Annotated in this window: 18 protein-coding genes; 7 read left to right on the top strand and 11 right to left on the bottom strand. The window is 44.6% G+C overall.

What is annotated here, in order from left to right:
* Positions 1-11: 11 nt before the first annotated feature.
* From AY605_RS03900 to ubiG, 6 genes are all read right to left on the bottom strand, one after another.
* Positions 12-392: an RcnB family protein gene (locus tag AY605_RS03900; protein ID WP_064095142.1), complete on the bottom strand. Its 381-nt coding sequence runs from the start codon at positions 390-392 to the stop codon at positions 12-14.
* 305 nt (positions 393-697) lie between these two features.
* A complete protein-coding gene (locus AY605_RS15040) occupies positions 698-853 on the bottom strand; it encodes a hypothetical protein (RefSeq protein ID WP_171254894.1) in 156 nt (51 codons plus the stop codon).
* 181 nt (positions 854-1,034) lie between these two features.
* Positions 1,035-1,454, bottom strand: a complete 420-nt coding sequence (locus AY605_RS03895) for a hypothetical protein (RefSeq protein ID WP_064095141.1) — start codon at positions 1,452-1,454, stop codon at positions 1,035-1,037.
* A 155-nt stretch (positions 1,455-1,609) separates the two neighbouring features.
* Positions 1,610-2,356 (bottom strand): YciK family oxidoreductase, encoded by a 747-nt coding sequence (locus AY605_RS03890; RefSeq protein WP_064095140.1) that lies wholly within the window; start codon positions 2,354-2,356, stop codon positions 1,610-1,612.
* A 39-nt stretch (positions 2,357-2,395) separates the two neighbouring features.
* A complete protein-coding gene (locus AY605_RS03885) occupies positions 2,396-3,085 on the bottom strand; it encodes an HAD family hydrolase (RefSeq protein WP_064095139.1) in 690 nt (229 codons plus the stop codon).
* Positions 3,082-3,810: a bifunctional 2-polyprenyl-6-hydroxyphenol methylase/3-demethylubiquinol 3-O-methyltransferase UbiG gene (gene ubiG, locus AY605_RS03880; RefSeq protein ID WP_064095138.1), complete on the bottom strand. Its 729-nt coding sequence runs from the start codon at positions 3,808-3,810 to the stop codon at positions 3,082-3,084. Before ubiG ends, AY605_RS03885 begins: the two co-directional genes overlap by 4 nt.
* Positions 3,811-4,038: 228 nt before the next feature.
* Here ubiG and AY605_RS03875 point away from each other — a divergent pair, with 228 nt between their 5' ends.
* Positions 4,039-4,653, top strand: coding sequence for a thiol:disulfide interchange protein DsbA/DsbL (locus AY605_RS03875; RefSeq protein ID WP_064095137.1), 615 nt, complete (start codon positions 4,039-4,041; stop codon positions 4,651-4,653).
* Between the two features lie 50 nt (positions 4,654-4,703).
* Here AY605_RS03875 and AY605_RS03870 read toward each other — a convergent pair whose 3' ends face one another.
* Positions 4,704-5,396, bottom strand: a complete 693-nt coding sequence (locus AY605_RS03870) for a TetR family transcriptional regulator (RefSeq protein WP_064095136.1) — start codon at positions 5,394-5,396, stop codon at positions 4,704-4,706.
* A 210-nt stretch (positions 5,397-5,606) separates the two neighbouring features.
* Here AY605_RS03870 and rph point away from each other — a divergent pair, with 210 nt between their 5' ends.
* Positions 5,607-6,323, top strand: coding sequence for a ribonuclease PH (rph, locus tag AY605_RS03865; RefSeq protein WP_005261502.1), 717 nt, complete (start codon positions 5,607-5,609; stop codon positions 6,321-6,323).
* Between the two features lie 146 nt (positions 6,324-6,469).
* Complete coding sequence (locus AY605_RS15295; protein ID WP_263600642.1) at positions 6,470-6,604, top strand: hypothetical protein; 135 nt, start codon at positions 6,470-6,472, stop codon at positions 6,602-6,604.
* 114 nt (positions 6,605-6,718) lie between these two features.
* On the opposite strand, the gene nadC is transcribed toward AY605_RS15295, so the two are convergent.
* Positions 6,719-7,570: a carboxylating nicotinate-nucleotide diphosphorylase gene (gene nadC / locus AY605_RS03860; protein WP_064095135.1), complete on the bottom strand. Its 852-nt coding sequence runs from the start codon at positions 7,568-7,570 to the stop codon at positions 6,719-6,721.
* A gap of 182 nt (positions 7,571-7,752) precedes the next feature.
* On the opposite strand from nadC, the gene ampD reads away from it, so the two are divergent.
* Complete coding sequence (gene ampD, locus AY605_RS03855) at positions 7,753-8,343, top strand: 1,6-anhydro-N-acetylmuramyl-L-alanine amidase AmpD (RefSeq protein WP_064095181.1); 591 nt, start codon at positions 7,753-7,755, stop codon at positions 8,341-8,343.
* Between the two features lie 60 nt (positions 8,344-8,403).
* Positions 8,404-9,954: a murein biosynthesis integral membrane protein MurJ gene (gene murJ / locus AY605_RS03850; protein WP_171254893.1), complete on the top strand. Its 1,551-nt coding sequence runs from the start codon at positions 8,404-8,406 to the stop codon at positions 9,952-9,954.
* 109 nt (positions 9,955-10,063) lie between these two features.
* Here the strand turns inward: murJ and AY605_RS14740 are convergent, their stop codons facing one another.
* Positions 10,064-10,222 carry a DUF1328 domain-containing protein gene (locus tag AY605_RS14740; protein WP_004647174.1) on the bottom strand — a complete coding sequence of 53 codons (159 nt, stop codon included), beginning with the start codon at positions 10,220-10,222 and terminating at the stop codon, positions 10,064-10,066.
* A 191-nt stretch (positions 10,223-10,413) separates the two neighbouring features.
* Here AY605_RS14740 and AY605_RS03845 point away from each other — a divergent pair, with 191 nt between their 5' ends.
* Positions 10,414-10,866, top strand: a complete 453-nt coding sequence (locus AY605_RS03845; protein ID WP_064095133.1) for a YcgN family cysteine cluster protein — start codon at positions 10,414-10,416, stop codon at positions 10,864-10,866.
* A 19-nt stretch (positions 10,867-10,885) separates the two neighbouring features.
* Here AY605_RS03845 and AY605_RS03840 read toward each other — a convergent pair whose 3' ends face one another.
* Positions 10,886-13,024 carry an EAL domain-containing protein gene (locus tag AY605_RS03840; protein WP_064095132.1) on the bottom strand — a complete coding sequence of 713 codons (2,139 nt, stop codon included), beginning with the start codon at positions 13,022-13,024 and terminating at the stop codon, positions 10,886-10,888.
* Between the two features lie 263 nt (positions 13,025-13,287).
* On the opposite strand from AY605_RS03840, the gene AY605_RS03835 reads away from it, so the two are divergent.
* Positions 13,288-14,559, top strand: a complete 1,272-nt coding sequence (locus AY605_RS03835; protein ID WP_064095131.1) for a replication-associated recombination protein A — start codon at positions 13,288-13,290, stop codon at positions 14,557-14,559.
* Positions 14,560-14,894: 335 nt separating this feature from the next.
* On the opposite strand, the gene AY605_RS03830 is transcribed toward AY605_RS03835, so the two are convergent.
* Positions 14,895-16,502, bottom strand: coding sequence for a phosphatase PAP2 family protein (locus tag AY605_RS03830; RefSeq protein ID WP_064095130.1), 1,608 nt, complete (start codon positions 16,500-16,502; stop codon positions 14,895-14,897).
* Between the last annotated feature and the right edge of the window lie 163 nt (positions 16,503-16,665).

Below are 16,665 nucleotides of genomic sequence, written 5' to 3'. Positions count from 1 at the left end.
TGAGATGTAATTTAGTCACCAACAATACGGATAATATTGTTATTTTCTGAATCGACCAGAATATAGTCGTTATTGACTTTGTACCATTGCTGCTTGCGATCAGGTCGAGGCAGGCGATGATCTTTGTATTCGACTTTATAGCCATTACCACGATAATGCTGCGGCATTACATAACCTGGCTGCCATCTGAGCTGTTGTAGACGTTTCACTCCGCGTTCTTCCCGCATACGACGGTTATCCTGCTGCTCTTGAGGAGCCTCGCGGAACTCGCGGCCTTTTTTCTTGTCTGCGCCATAATGCGAATCATCATTGAAATGAGGGGCAGCGATGACGACATTGCTCAGCATGAATGTACTGCAAGAAATTGCCAGTGCCATCAAAACCTTTTTCATGTTGAACCCTCATTAAATTGTTCACTTTCTACAGTACCTAATGTACGGAAAAATTGCAGAGAAACTGTGAAGAACAGGCACAAGTTTTATAACAAATGCAGAGATATTATGATGATGTCATAATATCAGACTGCGGTCTTGATCATAAGGCTCGGTATAAAGAGCTATGTTCTTATCTGATCAAAGCGAGGGCAAACATGCAAGCTAAAATCGATGATTTTGTTCAAAAAAGCAGCATTGAATCACTCGTAAAATAATCAATCCTCTACTGAAATGGCAGAAAATTTTATCGGTTTATCTCAAGATTAATTCCATTGTTCTGCTAGACCCTGTAAGGAGTGAATCGCTTCAGCGACTGATTCCGCTTGCAGGGCATCATCTAATGCCACAATCAGGGCCTGTGATAATTGTAATTGTTCAATCTTATGAATTGTTTCAATTTTTCGTTTCTGGTCAGCCATGCTGTACTCCTGTCTGATCTATCTGGCGATATAAGAAGCATAGTTCATATAGATTTATTTGGAAAACCGTATAATTTTATAAAAATGATGTGAAAATTCGATTAATAAATTCTTTTTTTAAAAAAATCAGCTAAAAAAAGAGTACTTTTCAAAAGTACTCTCTCTATAAATTGCTTGGCTTTTAATAAGCGTAGTTCAGGTCAGTATAATCCATTAGTGATTTATGTACATGTGCCTGGATAAAAGTACGTACATCTTCAGCGGTCATGGCTTTGCCCTGATTGCTGATGACATGTTCGATTTCTGGTTGTCCTTCAATCTTAATGCGATAAACAAAATGCTTGGCCAGACGATAACAATCGTCTAATTTTTCAATTCCGGTCACATAATAATAGGCATGTTCAAAATTCAGATCATGATGTGAAAATACAAACTGCTCGAACAGTTTGAGTTTCTGGGCATTTTCGAGTGCTTTGATGTCATCCACAATACTGGCTTCAAACTTGGTGCCATATTTTTCAGAAATAGGCTGTTGATCAATCAGCAGCGAGACCATGCCATCGTCTAAATGGGTCACCGTAATATTGTTTAATTCAGTCATGATGCACTCTTGTTCAATGTAGTGAGGCTTAGTATGCGGGGATTTTAGTGAAATTCAATGCGATCCGGCGAGAGTCATTCCCGATTTATGCGCCATATAAAGCCTGAAAGCATAGAAAAGGGAGCAATTGCTCCCTGAATAAAGTAAAAAGAAGGTTAATCCTGCGCATCAATACTTTGACCATTCATATGCAGGCTGTCATCGCCCATCAAATACAGATAAGCCGGCATAATAGAATCGGGAGTCGGTAAAACTTTTGGATCTTCATCCGGATAGGCCTTGGCGCGCATTGCAGTACGCGTCGGCCCAGGATTGATACAGTTATAACGGATATTGGGATGTACCTGCTCTTTGGCAAATAACTGGCTTACTGCTTCAATGGCAATTTTAGATACGGAATAAGCGCCCCAGCGTTCGCGGGCTTCACGGCCTACACCTGAACTGGCAAATACGACGGAAGCATGTTCAGATTTGGATAATAGCGGTAACAGCGCCTGGGTCATGACAAAAGGGGCACGCAGATTAACTGCCATCACATCATCCCAGACATTGACCGGATAATCCGCCAGGGGAACCCGGTCACCCAAAATTCCGGCATTATGCAGAATTCCGTCCAGACGGCCAAACTGACGGTCTAGGGTATCGAGCAGAAGTTCATAATCCCGTTCCGAGGCGCTCGAGAGCTGTAACGGCAAGATGGCAGGTTGCGGTGCACCTAAACTTTCAATTTCATCATAGATGACTTCCAGTTTATTCAAGGTACGTCCATGCAACACCACTGTTGCACCATGCAAGGCATAACTGATTGCTGCTGCACGCCCGATGCCATCGCCCGCACCCGTGATCAGGATAATACGATCCTTGAGCAGATCGGGGCGAGGTTGATATTCTGAATATTTCATTATCTACCTCCTTATTTCTTATTGTTTGGTTTTAAGCTTTCAAGATACCGCAGTTTGCTGTTGCACGAGCAGTTTCTGAATCAGCCGCTGTAATTCTGCAACTGTATCCACTATATAGTCGGCTTGCCAGGCTGTTAAGTCATCTTTGTATTGCAGTGGTAAATAACCATAAGCTGCCAGAATGGTGGTCATCTTGGCATGACGCCCTGCATCAATATCACGCGGATGATCACCGACATAGATACAGTCTTCTGCAGCAAGCCCGAGCTGTTTGGCTGCCAGATACATCGGTTCAGGATCAGGTTTAGTGCGTGTCACATCTTCCGGGCAAACCAGTACAGCACAGCGATTGGTCAGGTTCAGCGCTTTCAGTAAAGCTTCACTGAGCCAGCGCGGTTTATTGGTGACAATGCCCCACGGAATATCCTGTGCTTCCAGCTGTTCCAGCAAGGGATACATACCGTCAAACAGATCGGTATCGACCGCAATATCTGCGCCATACATGTCCAGAAAACGCTGACGATGGGCTAGAAATACCGGATCTTCCAGTTGCAGTTCCGGATAGACCAGTTTTACCATGGCGCGTGCACCTTCTGAAACCTGGGTACGGATCAGCTCGGGTGCAACGAGTGCGCGGCCTTCTTCACGGCACATCTGCTGGATAATCCGGACAAAATCGGCCGCAGTATCAATGAGGGTACCATCGAGATCAAATAAAACTGCTTTCATGCTGTGGTCTCTGCTGCATTCTCTTTCACGGTATAGACCATATAATTTACATCTACATTCGCTGCCAGCCAATAATGCTTGGTCAATGGATTATAGTGCAGGCCGGTCATATCTTTGAGTTTTAAACCGGCATTACGAATATCATGCGCCAGTTCGGACGGCTTGATAAATTTGCTGTAATCATGGGTGCCTTTGGCCAGCATCCGCAACACATATTCTGCCCCGATAATGGCAAATAAATAGGACTTCGGATTACGGTTAATGGTCGAGAAAAACACATGACCGCCTGGCTTGACCAGCTTGTAACAGGCCTGAATAATCGATGCTGGATCTGGCACATGTTCCAGCATTTCCATGCAGGTCACGATGTCATATTGACTAGCCTGTTCGTCTGCCAGTTGCTCGACCGGCACCTGTCGGTATTCGATATTGCTGACACCTTCCTGTTCGGCATGGATGCGTGCCACATTCAGAGGCGCTGCGCCCATATCAATCCCGAGTACATCAGCACCCCGACGTGCCATGCTTTCAGCCAGAATCCCGCCACCACAGCCGACATCCAGCACTTTTTTTCCACTCAGACCACCGGCATGTTCATCAATCCAGTTTAAACGTAGTGGATTAATCATGTGCAAGGGGCGGAACTCGGAATGCTGATCCCACCATATAGCTGCAAATGCTTCAAATTTGGCAATTTCTTGTGGATCAACATTCAATTGCGACATTGGTGTCACCTCAATCAGTCATGATTAGCTAAAAATATGTACGTGCCAAATGGCCAGAGAAACTGATTTAAAACCTTGAAAATCAGTTCGATGGTTTAGTGTAGCGATTCTGGCAGAAAAAGCGATAAAAGCAGCAAAAAAGTTCACAGAATGAAAACGAAACCGGCATAATTGATTTATATTGAACACATAAACTTAAGCATAATGATTTAGAGGACGATAATCCGAATGAAAAAATTCCTTTTAGGCGCTGTTGCCGCATCTGTTTTGGCCGTTTCAGGCAGTGCTATGGCCAATTTTGTGGCAGGTCAGGACTATCAGGTGGTTGCAAAACCAGTCAAAGTCGAAAAACCAGGCAAAATTGAAGTGCGTGAATTTTTCTGGTACGGCTGTGGTCACTGTTTCTCGCTTGAACCACATATGCAGAGCTGGTTAAAGAAATTACCAAAAGATGTACGTTTTGTACGTACACCGGCTGCGATGAACCCACTTTGGGAACAGGCAGCGCGAGCTTATTATGTATCTGAAGCATTGGGGGTGCGTCAAAAAGCACATTTACAGCTATTCCATGATATTCATGACAAACAGCGTCCAATTTTAGAACAGGCACAGCTGGCCAAATTCTATACCCGCTATGGTATTCCTGAAGCGAAATTTAACAGCACCTATAAATCTTTCCCGATCACTTCGAAAGTTGCCCAAGCCAAAAATCTGGCTGCCCAATATCAGTTAAGTGGTGTTCCGGCAGTCACCGTGAATGGTAAATATATTGTGCAGGGGGATGGTGCCAAAGTCATTCAGGTCGTGAATTATCTGGTCGAAAAAGAGCGTAAAGCCAAATAATGTTAAGCTGAAGACCAGCCAAAAACCTGCATCCTATGCGGGTTTTTTGTTTAGGTCGGGGGAGTGACCATTTCATGGGTTGGGGGAGGTGCTGTTTCGGCAGGACTCCGATACCAGTGTAAAACCCCACGCAGCAAGAGCTGCATCTGTAGCACGCTTTGGCTTTTAAAGACATTGGATTGGACTTGGCGCAGCTCGGGATCAGCCTGATGCTGCAGATGAATCCAGCCCATGGCCCAGTTCAGGGACAGTTCAATCAGCATTTGTGCCAGAGCCTGCAAGTCCTGTGGGGTCTGGATATGCCGGGTGGTTTGCATCTTGGCAAGTTCATGCATGACATCTTCGGCCAGAAAATGAATTTCCCGTTCAATTCCGGTACGTAACACATCCGAGCCACCCCAGCGTTCTGCCACAAAAAAAATCCAGGATTCAGGATGGTATTCGACGGCCTGAAAAAACAGTTCCAGCCCGGTTCGGGTCCGGGTATTTGGCTGATACAGATAAGCCTGTCCCAATTGATGAAGTACCCCTTTGATGTGCATCGCCACCTGATCCAGCAATTCCAGACCGAGCTGGTCCATATCCTGAAAATGCCGATAAAACGCCGCGGGTACCAGTCCAACAGCATGTGCGACTTCCCGCAAACTGATCGTGCTGAAAGCGCGTCCCTGACTGCTGAATGCCAGTGTCGCATCAAGTAGTGCCTGATGACTTTGCTGCTTGCGATCTTCACGTAAGGACATAAATGGGTTTCCTGCCACTGGCTTCCCTTAAGGGGTATTTTAGTCTAGCAAAAATCAAGTCAAATCGTAGCGTCACAGGTCGGCAGAATTTTGATATTTCCTCCCGCTCTGATGCACTGATTTTGTAAATGAATGCCCCGCTTGCCTAATCTTGGTCAAGGCTTCTGCTATACTGGGCCGCAATTATTTTGAACCCCTACAGGACTTATTATGCGTATCGACCAACGAGCATTAGATCAATTACGTGAAGTGAAAATTACCCGTAACTATACACGTTATGCGGAAGGCTCTGTATTGGTTGAATTTGGTCATACCAAAGTACTCTGTACTGCCAGTGTAGACAGTTCTGTACCGCGTTTCCTGAAAGGTCAGGGCCAAGGCTGGGTGACTGCTGAATATGGCATGTTGCCACGTTCAACTCATACCCGTAGTGACCGTGAAGCGGCACGTGGCAAACAGAGTGGCCGTACCCAGGAAATTCAGCGCCTGATTGGTCGTAGCCTGCGCTCAATGGTTGATCTGAAAAAGCTGGGTGAAAATACCATTACCATCGACTGTGACGTAATTCAGGCTGATGGCGGTACCCGTACTGCAGCGATTACCGGTGCTGCAGTGGCTTTGGTCGATGCCATGAACGTATTGCTGGAAAGAAAGAAAATCAAACATGATCCGTTGAAAGGCCTAGTGGCTGCGGTTTCTGTGGGTATTTTCAAAGATGAAGTATTACTGGATCTTTGCTATGAAGAAGATTCAAACTGTCAAACGGACTTGAATGTGGTGATGACGCAGGCAGGTGAATTTATTGAAATTCAAGGCACTGCAGAAGACAAACCATTTACCCGTGCCCAATCGGATGCCATGCTGGAAATGGCCGAGAAAGGGATTCAGGAATTGGTGAAAAAACAGCAAGAAGCTTTAGGCTGGTAATTTATTAAAGCTAAAAAAACGCATCTAAAAGATGCGTTTTTTTTATGCCTCAACATTAGCTCACAAAAATTGAACAGGACCTGTCTACTGTAGCGCTCGGTTTCAGGAGATGATTTTAAATCTACTAACCCGTAGAGGATTGAGATATGAAAATATGGTTCATCGCACTGTCAGTGTGTACAGTTCTGGGTCTGGCTGCCTGTGATAATAATAAGTCCAAGTCCCATGATGCAAATCAGGATAGTACTTCTACACCAGCAGGACAAAATAACAATAAGTGATGACAATCCGACATCACTTCATTCCTCAATATATTTTTTGTACAAAATATGCGCAAAAAATTTTAAAAAATAAAAAAAGGGTGCTTCGCACCCTTCTCCTATTGCGTATCAAATTTAAGCTTCAGTATTAAAACGCATCGATAGATCAATGGCTTTGACATCTTTGGTTAGCACACCCATGGAAATATAATCAACGCCGGTACTGGCAACCTCACGTAAATTCTCAAGAGTAATATTCCCTGAAGCTTCCAGCTTACAGCGGCCGGCTACATGTTGCACCGCATCAATCATTTGTTGCTGACTGAAGTTATCCAGCATCACGATATCGGCATGGGCTTCCAGCGCCTGATTCAGCTCATCCCAGGTTTCGACTTCAACTTCGACCGGCTTGCCCGGCGCAATCTGATGAGCCTTGGTAATTGCCTGCGCAATACCACCCGCTGCCATAATATGATTTTCTTTAATCAGAAAAGCGTCAAACAGACCCAAACGGTGATTCTGACCACCGCCAATGGCCACGGCATATTTTTGTGCAATACGCAGACCCGGAAGGGTTTTGCGCGTATCTAACAGCTTGGTATTTAGACCTTGCAACTGTTTGACATAGTGGGCTGTTTTAGTGGCAACGGCCGATAGTGTCTGGACAAAGTTTAGGGCAGGGCGCTCCACGGTCAATAAACTACGCGCAGATCCCGCCAGTTTTAAAAATGCTTCATTGGCTTGAACATGATCGCCATCATTTTTCAGCCAGATCACTTCAACACTCGGGTCGTAGGCCTGAATCAAGGCATTGACCCAAGGCTGACCGGCCAAAACCATGTTTTCACGGCTAATGATGGTGGCAGTGGCCTGTTCGTCTTCAGGGGTGAGCAGGGCGGTGATATCGCCTTCACCAATATCTTCTGAAAGTGCCTGTTGGATATTGATTTGAATCGACTGGTCTAGCAAAGCTTGAGATATGCTCATGTCTACTTCCGTATCTTTTTAAGCCGTAAAAATTGCGCCTTATCTTAGCACCGTTACATAAAAGATGAGCGATTTTTCATCCAGTTTGCCGGGATGAATTGAGATTTGTCCTTGAAAGTTTTAGCATGAAGCCGGCTGCAATACTGATCTTGCAGATTTTATTTTTTGGGGAGAACGGTTTTATGCAACAGGCAGCTGAGTTTCAGGTCAGGGACGGGCAACTAATCGGTGCACGTCAAATCCCGTCTCCCAATTTTAATCAGCGGCCACAACAGACCGAGATTCAATTGCTGGTGATTCATAATATCAGCCTGCCTCCTTCCCAGTTTGGTGGCGGTTATATTGAACAGTTTTTTCAGAATCAGCTGGACTGGTCCGTACATCCTTATTTTCAAACAATTGAAGGGATGCAGGTTTCAACTCATCTGCTGATTTTAAGAACGGGAGAAGTGCTGCAATTCGTCAATTTTAATGACCGTGCCTGGCATGCTGGCCGCTCGACCTATTTGGGCAAAAAAGAATGTAATGATTATTCGATCGGGATCGAGCTGGAAGGCAGTGATGATTTACCTTTTGCAACCGCACAGTATGAAGCCCTGGTCAAAGTGACTGCCTGTTTGCAAGATTATTATCCTAAAATCCAGCAGCATATTGCCGGACATTCAGATATTGCACCGGGCCGCAAGACTGATCCGGGGCCGTATTTTAACTGGGCTGATTTTCGTACACAGTTACAGCATTATAAAAACACTTCAAACTCGCTTGCGGGATGAAATTAAGCAATGAACTTCTGACAAAAGTTTCATTACAATAGCCACAAATTTATACATTAGGTGAAGAGGATGGCGCTTTGGCGTTCGACCGTCATTGTCAGTGCGATGACCATGTTGTCACGCGTACTGGGATTGGTTCGAGATATTGTTTTACTGAATGTCTTTGGTGCTGGTAAAGACTTCGATACTTTCGTAGTTGCATTTCGTATTCCAAACTTTTTCAGGCGATTATTTGCCGAAGGCGCATTTTCACAGGCTTTTATTCCGGTACTGACCGAATACAAAACCAGTCGTACTCATTTCGAAGTCCAGATTCTGATCAGTCGGGTATTCGGCTGTCTGGCGACGGTGATGACAGCTCTGACCATGGTCGCGATGATTGCTGCACCGTTGATCATGTATATCTATGCACCGGGTTTCCATAGCGATCCTGAAAAATTCGCCCTGGCAACGGACATGTTTCGCCTGACCATTCCTTATTTGTTGTTCATGTCGCTGACTGCCTTTGCCAGCAGTATCCTGAACAGTTATGGCTCTTTTAGCACCCCGGCATTTGCACCGGTCTTGTTAAATGTTGCCATGATTGCCGGAGCAGTCTGGCTTACGCCTTATATGGCAGAGCCGATTATGGCACTGGGCTGGTCAGTCATTATCGCCGGTATTTTACAGCTGGCGATCCAGATTCCTGAATTGTGGCGTAAAAAGCTGCTGATTCCTCCCAAAATTGACTTCAAACATGAAGGCGTTGATCGCATCATGAAGTTGATGCTGCCGGCACTATTTGGTGTATCGGTCACGCAAATTAATCTATTGTTAAATACCATCTGGGCTTCGTTCATGCAGGATGGTTCGGTGTCTTGGCTGTATAGTGCCGAGCGTATGACCGAATTGCCGCTTGGCCTGATCGGTGTTGCGATTGGAACTGTAATTCTGCCGTCATTATCTGCACGGCATACCGAGCAGAATCCGGAAAAATTCCGTGGCATGATGGACTGGGCTGCCAAAGTGATTGTGATGGCAGGTCTTCCTGCCAGCATTGCATTATTTATGCTCTCAACTCCGATCATTCAGGCCCTGTTTGAACGTGGCCAGTTCACCTTTGAAGATACTCAAATGACGGCTCTGGCATTAAAATGTATGAGTGGTGGTGTGATCGCCTTTATGCTGATTAAAGTTTTTGCGCCCGGTTTTTATGCAAGACAGGATACCAGAACACCAGTACGTATCGGCTTGATTGCCGTGGCAGCCAATGCGATTCTGAACGTGATTTTTATCGGTTTCTTCAAGCTAATTCATTGGGAAGCAGAGCATATGGCGCTTGCACTGGCATCAACGGGTTCAGCCATGGTCAATGCCGGTTTACTCTATTATTATCTGCATAAACGTCATATTTTCCGTTTTGGCTCCCATTGGAAAAAAATCTTCCTGCAGTTTATGTTTGCCAATACCATCATGATTGCTGCTTTAGCCTATGGCCTGAGCTGGTATAACGCAGATGTATCGCAATGGATGCGTGTTTTAGAAGTGGTGATCTTATGTGTTGTCGGTGTGGCAGCTTATCTTGCAGCCTTACTGGTAGCGGGATTTAGGCCTCGTCATCTAAAACCTTAAGCTTAAAACCGAGCTGGTATAAATTAATAGAGCCATAAAAAAACAAGAGCCAAAAGGCTCTTGTTTTTTTCGAAAGTTAACACTTGCCTCGGGCAAGTCTAGTTTAAATCTAGACTTTGCCGCGAGAAAGAAAACCCACGATCGCAAGAATCACCGCAATTACCAACAAGATAATTGCAAAATCCTTAGATAAGCCTGCAACGCCACCAAAACCTAGTAGACTCGCAATTAATGCAATAACAGCAAAAATAATAGCCCAGCGAAACATATATATTCTCCATGTGTTTTTATTTTCAAATTTAGTATAGAAATAAACGATTCTAGCGACTGTTAGTGTTTTGTTGATGAACTGTCTATGATTTAACAATAGTTTACGTGATAGTAATAAGAATTTGAGCGATAGGTCTGTAAGGTTCGGGCTGCTATAATAAGCTGATTTTTGAATGTGCCGACCTGATCATGAGCGATACTTTACGTCCTGAATTCTGGAAAAACTATTCACTGGCTGAACTGACGCAGGCCGAGTGGGAAGCTTTATGTGATGGTTGCGGCTTATGCTGTCTGATTAAACTGGAAGACGAAGATACCCAGGAAGTTGCCTATACCAAAGTGGCCTGCAAGCTGCTGGATTGCACCACTGCACGTTGCTCCAATTATCCGGATCGCCTGCAATATGTGCCGGACTGTATTCAGCTTACCCCAGAAAAATTGCAAACCATTCATTGGTTACCATCAAGTTGCGCCTATCGCCGGGTAGAACAGGGCAAAAGCTTGCCATCCTGGCATTATCTGGTCAGCGGTTCACGAGAAAGTGTGATTCAGGCACGCAAGTCGGCAGCAGGACGCTGCCTGAGTGAAAGCGACATTCATGAAGATGATATTGAAGACTATATCGTACGCTGGGTGCGTTAAATCTGCCTGCGTGATTCGTTTATTGATCTGCCGGATGGAGTAGGGCCTGGGCCGAAGCCCCGGCCATCGGACGATAGAAATAGAAGCCCTGCCCAATCTGGCAGTCACAATGAATCAGGGTATCCAGCTGTTCTGTATTCTCGATGCCTTCGACCAGAACATCCAGTGCAATACTGGAGCCAATCTGGGTAATGGCTTTGACAATGGCCAGAGCAGACGGGTCACTGTTCATGCGCTCTACAAAGTTTCGGTCAATCTTGATGCAATCGACCGGATAGTCCTGCAAGCGGGTCAGTGAAGAATGTCCGGTGCCGAAATCATCTAGCGAGATCTGGATTCCGGCCTGTTTCAGCAGGTTCAGCGCACGAACCACATAATTGGCACCATGCTCGGACAGGCTCTGTTCGGTAATTTCCAGTTCAACTTTATGCGCAGGAACATCAAAGTTGGACAGACGTGCCAACAGTTTTTCGGCATAGTCATCGCGCAGGAATTCGACCGGTGCAGCATTGATTGAAATTGGCAATAGATCCAGACCTTGAGCCTGCCAGCGGCTCATGTCAGCGAAAACTTTCAGTTGCATGGTTTCACTGATACGTGAGGCCAGCTCATAGTCCTGAAAGGCGCCAAAAATTTCAGAAGGTAACTGGATATTCTGGTTCTGATCCTGCCAGCGTAACAGGGCTTCAAAACCAATCACTGCACCATCAGATAGACGCACCTTGGGCTGATAATAGGGAATGATCTGATCGGCCAGAATAATCTTGCGCGCCAGAGTCAGCTGCTTGGTCATATTTTCCAGTGATCCGCACATTTCCTGATTAAACATGCGGATACCACCACGACCACTATTTTTCAGGTCATTCAAGGCAATATCGGCACATTTCAGCAGATTAGAAGTATTCAAGGCATCACGTGGATAAATTGTGCAGCCTATGCTCATGGCACTGTTGATGCTATTGCCGACATAATTGATCGGTTGCTCCAGCTGGGCATACGCCATTTGCGCTGTTGCCAGCAGCTGTTCTTCACTTTCCAGATTTTTGACTAGTACGGCAAACTCATCCCCACCCAGGCGGGCAACGATGGTATTTGGCCCGAAACAGGCCTGGAAACGCTTACCCAGAATATGGAGCAGATGATCGCCAGCAATATGACCCAGGGTATCATTGATGTGCCGGAAATAGTCCAGATCAATGAGTAGTAAACCTGCCATGGTCTGCTGTTGCTTGGCCTTTACCAAGACCTGTTTGAAGGTTTTATAGAAGGTACTACGGTTATACAGGCCAGTCAGTTCATCACGTTTAATCACTTCTTTTAAACGGGTTTCTGCGATTTTTTGCTGACTGATATTCCGTGATACACAGAGGATATTTTGAGTAATATTCTGCTGATCCAGAATCGGGGTCAGCAGGTGATCCCAATACTGGATTGGTTGATCTTTAATCTGAACTTTGCTGGAAAAACGACTGTTTAAGCCTTGGGCAGCCTGATTTAATGCGCGCTGCGCGGGTTTTCGCGCTTCAGGGGTTAAGCGATTGAACCAGGACAATGAGCGGTCCTGATCCTGTTCTTCGGCCTCATTTGCTTGTGTCAGACAACCCGGCTGGTTGCTATGTCGAATTTCACCTTCAGGACTGATAATGTTAATGCAGTCTGCACTGGCATCCAGCATATTTTCCTGGGTGGAAACAATATGAGAAAGTTGCTGCTGGATTTCAAAATAATCATGCACATCGGTCAGGGAAACGGCCCATTGCAGCAAATGGTCCGGCTGATGATGAAATTTTACAGCCAGAGTACACATGCGATAATGGGTATCACTGCGTTTAATCCGGCACTGGGTTTCAAAATCCTGATGCTGGTCCAGCGCTGCATGCCACTGCGTTAAAAACAGCTGCAGGTCCTCTGCATGAATGAAGTTCTGCCATTGTGGATTGCCCTGTTCATTCAGGTTTACCCCAAGATAGTCAGTCATGGCATGGTTAAAATATTGCAGATGTTGTTTGTTGCTGACCCATAAGGGTTGGGGTAAGGCATCAATCAGATTTTTTAACAAAATAGATTCAGACAAGTGAACGTGTGGCGCAATCAGTGATGATGATGCCAGTGGCTCCGACCAGCTCACAGTTCCCTGTTCAAATTTATCATGCTTCATGCATTCACCACTACAGCCCAGAATTGCCCAATGGGCTAGATAAGTTTCTTTTAATTAGAATAAACAATATGAAAATTACACTGTAATTAATTCACAATTAATCATGTTCAAATTATTTGCTTTTATAGAGATTAATTCATTCAGAATTAAAAAAATAGGGGATATCTATATAAATTAATTTTTTGTGCTTGGGGCTTGCAATCTTGGAATCAAAACTGCTGGTGTTAGAATGAGATCAGAATTTAATTTGAGCCAATAATAACATGTCAGATAGTCATATCCCGCTTCCAGAACGTTTACGGCCACGCGACCTTACACAGATTATCGGGCAGGAACATTTGCTGGGTGAGCAGGCGCCTTTACGCCAGATGATTGATCAGGGACATCTGCCTTCGATCATTTTCTGGGGACCACCCGGGGTCGGTAAAACCACCATTGCCTTACTGCTGGCTCAAGCGGTAGACCGGCCTTTTATCAGTCTGTCTGCTCTGAATACTGGCGTAAAAGAGCTGCGTGAAATCATTGCCGAAGGTGGTGATCTGCTGACGCCTGTAGTATTTATTGATGAAATTCATCGGTTTAATAAATCTCAGCAGGATGCGCTGTTAAGCGCGGTCGAGAAGGGGAAAATTACCTTAATTGGTGCTACCACGGAAAACCCGTCCTTTGAAGTGAATAGTGCCTTATTGTCACGTTGTCAGGTGTATAGCCTGAATGCCTTGAGTGCTGAATCAATTCAGAGCTTATTGACGCAAGCCTTGCAAAATGACTCTTTCTTGCAGGAAAGACATATCCTGATTGAAGAATTTGACGCCCTGATCCAGTTCGCGGCAGGAGATGCCCGTAAGGCACTAAATCTACTCGATCTGATCGCCAGTACCTTTGAACCGGATATGGAAAATATCATCACCAATGCGATAGTGGTGAAAGTGGCTCAGCAAAATATTGCCCGTTATGACAAGTCTGGTGAGCAGCACTATGATTTAGTTTCGGCCTTTATTAAATCAATTCGCGGCAGTGATCCGGATGCAACCCTATACTGGATGGCGCGGATGCTCAAAGGCGGTGAAGATCCAGTGTTTATTGCACGCCGTATGCTGATTGCCGCATCTGAAGATATCGGTAACTCCAATCCGAATGCCTTGTTACTAGCCGGTGAATGCTTCCGTTCGGTACAGGCTGTAGGCATGCCGGAATGCCGGATTATTTTGGGGCAATGTGCAGTTTATCTGGCGACTAGTGCCAAAAGTAATAGTACCTATCTGGCAATTAACAAAGCGATGGAACTCGCAGATAAAACGTCCAACCTGCCGGTACCTTTGCATTTAAGAAATGCACCGACCAAGCTGATGAAAGAGCAGGGCTATGGGGTAGATTATCTGTATCCGCATAATTACCCTGAGCATTTTGTGATGCAGGAATATTTGCCACCAGAGCTAAAAGGGATAAAACTGTATGAATCAGCGCGGAATAAGCGTGAAGTAGAGGCCGAGCGCTTACAGCAACGTCGCTGGCAGCAACAACAGCAACAGTAAATAAAAGCCCGGGATCGGGCTTTTATTTTAATTACTATTAAATAATTTGAATCCTGTTTTAAAAATGGTTAAATATTGGTATAGATAATTAGTTGAAATAGCAGAAATAAATGATTTAAGTATTTTTAAATAGATTTAATATAATGATATTAATCTGCCGGAAAATGTTTTCAATCCAATTATTTAATCATCTAAAAATTCAGGACTTAATAATCATGATTTAACTCGGAATAGGTTGATTTTTTATGCAAAAATAATGCCCCAAAGATGATTAAATCTATGGAGCATTATTTAGAAAGTTAAAGCTCGATGAGTTTTAGTCTTTCCCAGACAGATTATTGAATTGACTGCTTGGCAGCTTGTACTCTACCCAGGTATTCAGGAGAGTATTTTAAAATATTCATAGCCATTGAAGCGATGCCTTTACTTGCTTCAGTATCACTTAACCAGTGTACCCGGCAGACTATACGACTCTTCGCATAATCAACTGCAGTGTTTTCAAACTCACTTCTTCTGCTATTGTCTACATCGGACAGGCTGTAGCCGACCAGATATCCTCTTAAGCTATGGCCTGATGGATATGAGGTATTCGTCAACAGGAAGTCGCGGTCTTCAGGGGTACATATTTCACTGTTATAGTAAACAAATGGCCGTTCACGATTATATTTCGCCTTAATTTCATTTGCGACTGGCTGTTCAAAATCAACCATATAATTGATTAGCGCGGTAACTTCAGTGGTATAGTACTTGTAATTGAAGCCGAGAAAACGTCTGGCTAAATACTGTGAGGTGATATTGGCATCTTGTTGAGCCAGTGTCCATCTTGATGCAGAAGGGTTGAGCAGTTCCTGATAGGTCTTTTTATCAAGCTCGAACGCCGCTGAGTTCTCCGCAGGCGGGTCTGGCGTTAACCAGTTTGCGGTGATTTTAATTTTTTCAAGGTTGGACAGATTTTCAAATACAACCTGGTCATGTGCACTGAAGTAGATGCGGGATGGCTCATCTACCTTAAAGTCAATTGCTAGAATAGGAAGATATTTTTGGGTGTCCTCATAATATGCTTGCTGGAAGCTTTGAGCTGCTTCTAAACCTGCTTCATTACCCAGATTATAATAAAAAGCTTCGATCGGTGCAGTGGTGGCCTTTTCGTCATTCCAGGCAGTGACCAGAATCTCGTCATTCCACCAGTCTGGGCGCAAATCAGTTGGAACACCTTTTCGGATAGCGGCAAACATACTAAAGTAATTCGCCCGAGTCGCAAATTTAGCCTGATCAGATACAGACATGGTATACGAGCAGGTCTGTCCCGGGAACTGATCTAGGGTACCTTGTGCCTTGGTAGCCCGCATGACGGGTATAAATATATCCAGCCATTTCTGTGGCGTATCGATGCCCCAGTCCTGACAGTCTTTTACTGTATAGTCGACCGAGCCATACTGGACTTCATCCGATTTCAGACAGTTATTAAATGAGCCAGTTCTGGCATCAGTATTCATGTCCATAGGCGATGCACAGCGGGTCGGTGCTACATCTTCATAATCCGGTCTGATCACAATACCTGCCTGATAGGTATCATCGGGTAACTTGAAATTCAGATCCTGGCGAATATAAGCAAAAGCTACAGCGCCTTTGTCGCGGTCTCTTTGCCGGTGAACCCAAGGTTTCGGTTGAGCTGCGATCCGAATACCTCTAAATAACAGTCCGGAACATTCATATTGTGGCGCTGAGTCAGACCCACAGTTCTCGACCACATTATTATATCTCTGCTCGTATTTTGTCGCAGCAATATAATTATTCATGTCTTCCATGTCATAAGGGGGCGGTTCAACAGGATTAGGAATTGGGGTAGGAGGCGGATTAGAACTGGAAGAGTCATTATCGCTGTCATGACATGCACTTAATAGGGCAGCAAGCAGCAATATGGTAAAGCCAGATGTTTTCATTAGAAAATCCTCAACTTATTTTAGTTTTTTCTCGATCATTATTAATTGGTTGTAAATTAAGTGGTGAGCAGTGAAAAATTTATACTTCCTTATCTTTTCTAAGCAAGGATTAATTATAATTAACATGCTTTGATAAGCTAAAAAAATAATTATGTAATGAATT

Origin of the sequence: Acinetobacter sp. SFD, assembly GCF_001647575.1 — a bacterium.
Taxonomy (GTDB): Bacteria; Pseudomonadota; Gammaproteobacteria; order Pseudomonadales; family Moraxellaceae; genus Acinetobacter; species Acinetobacter pecorum.
Note: the sequence above shows the minus strand (reverse complement) of the source record. Positions and strands in the feature narration are given on the sequence as shown.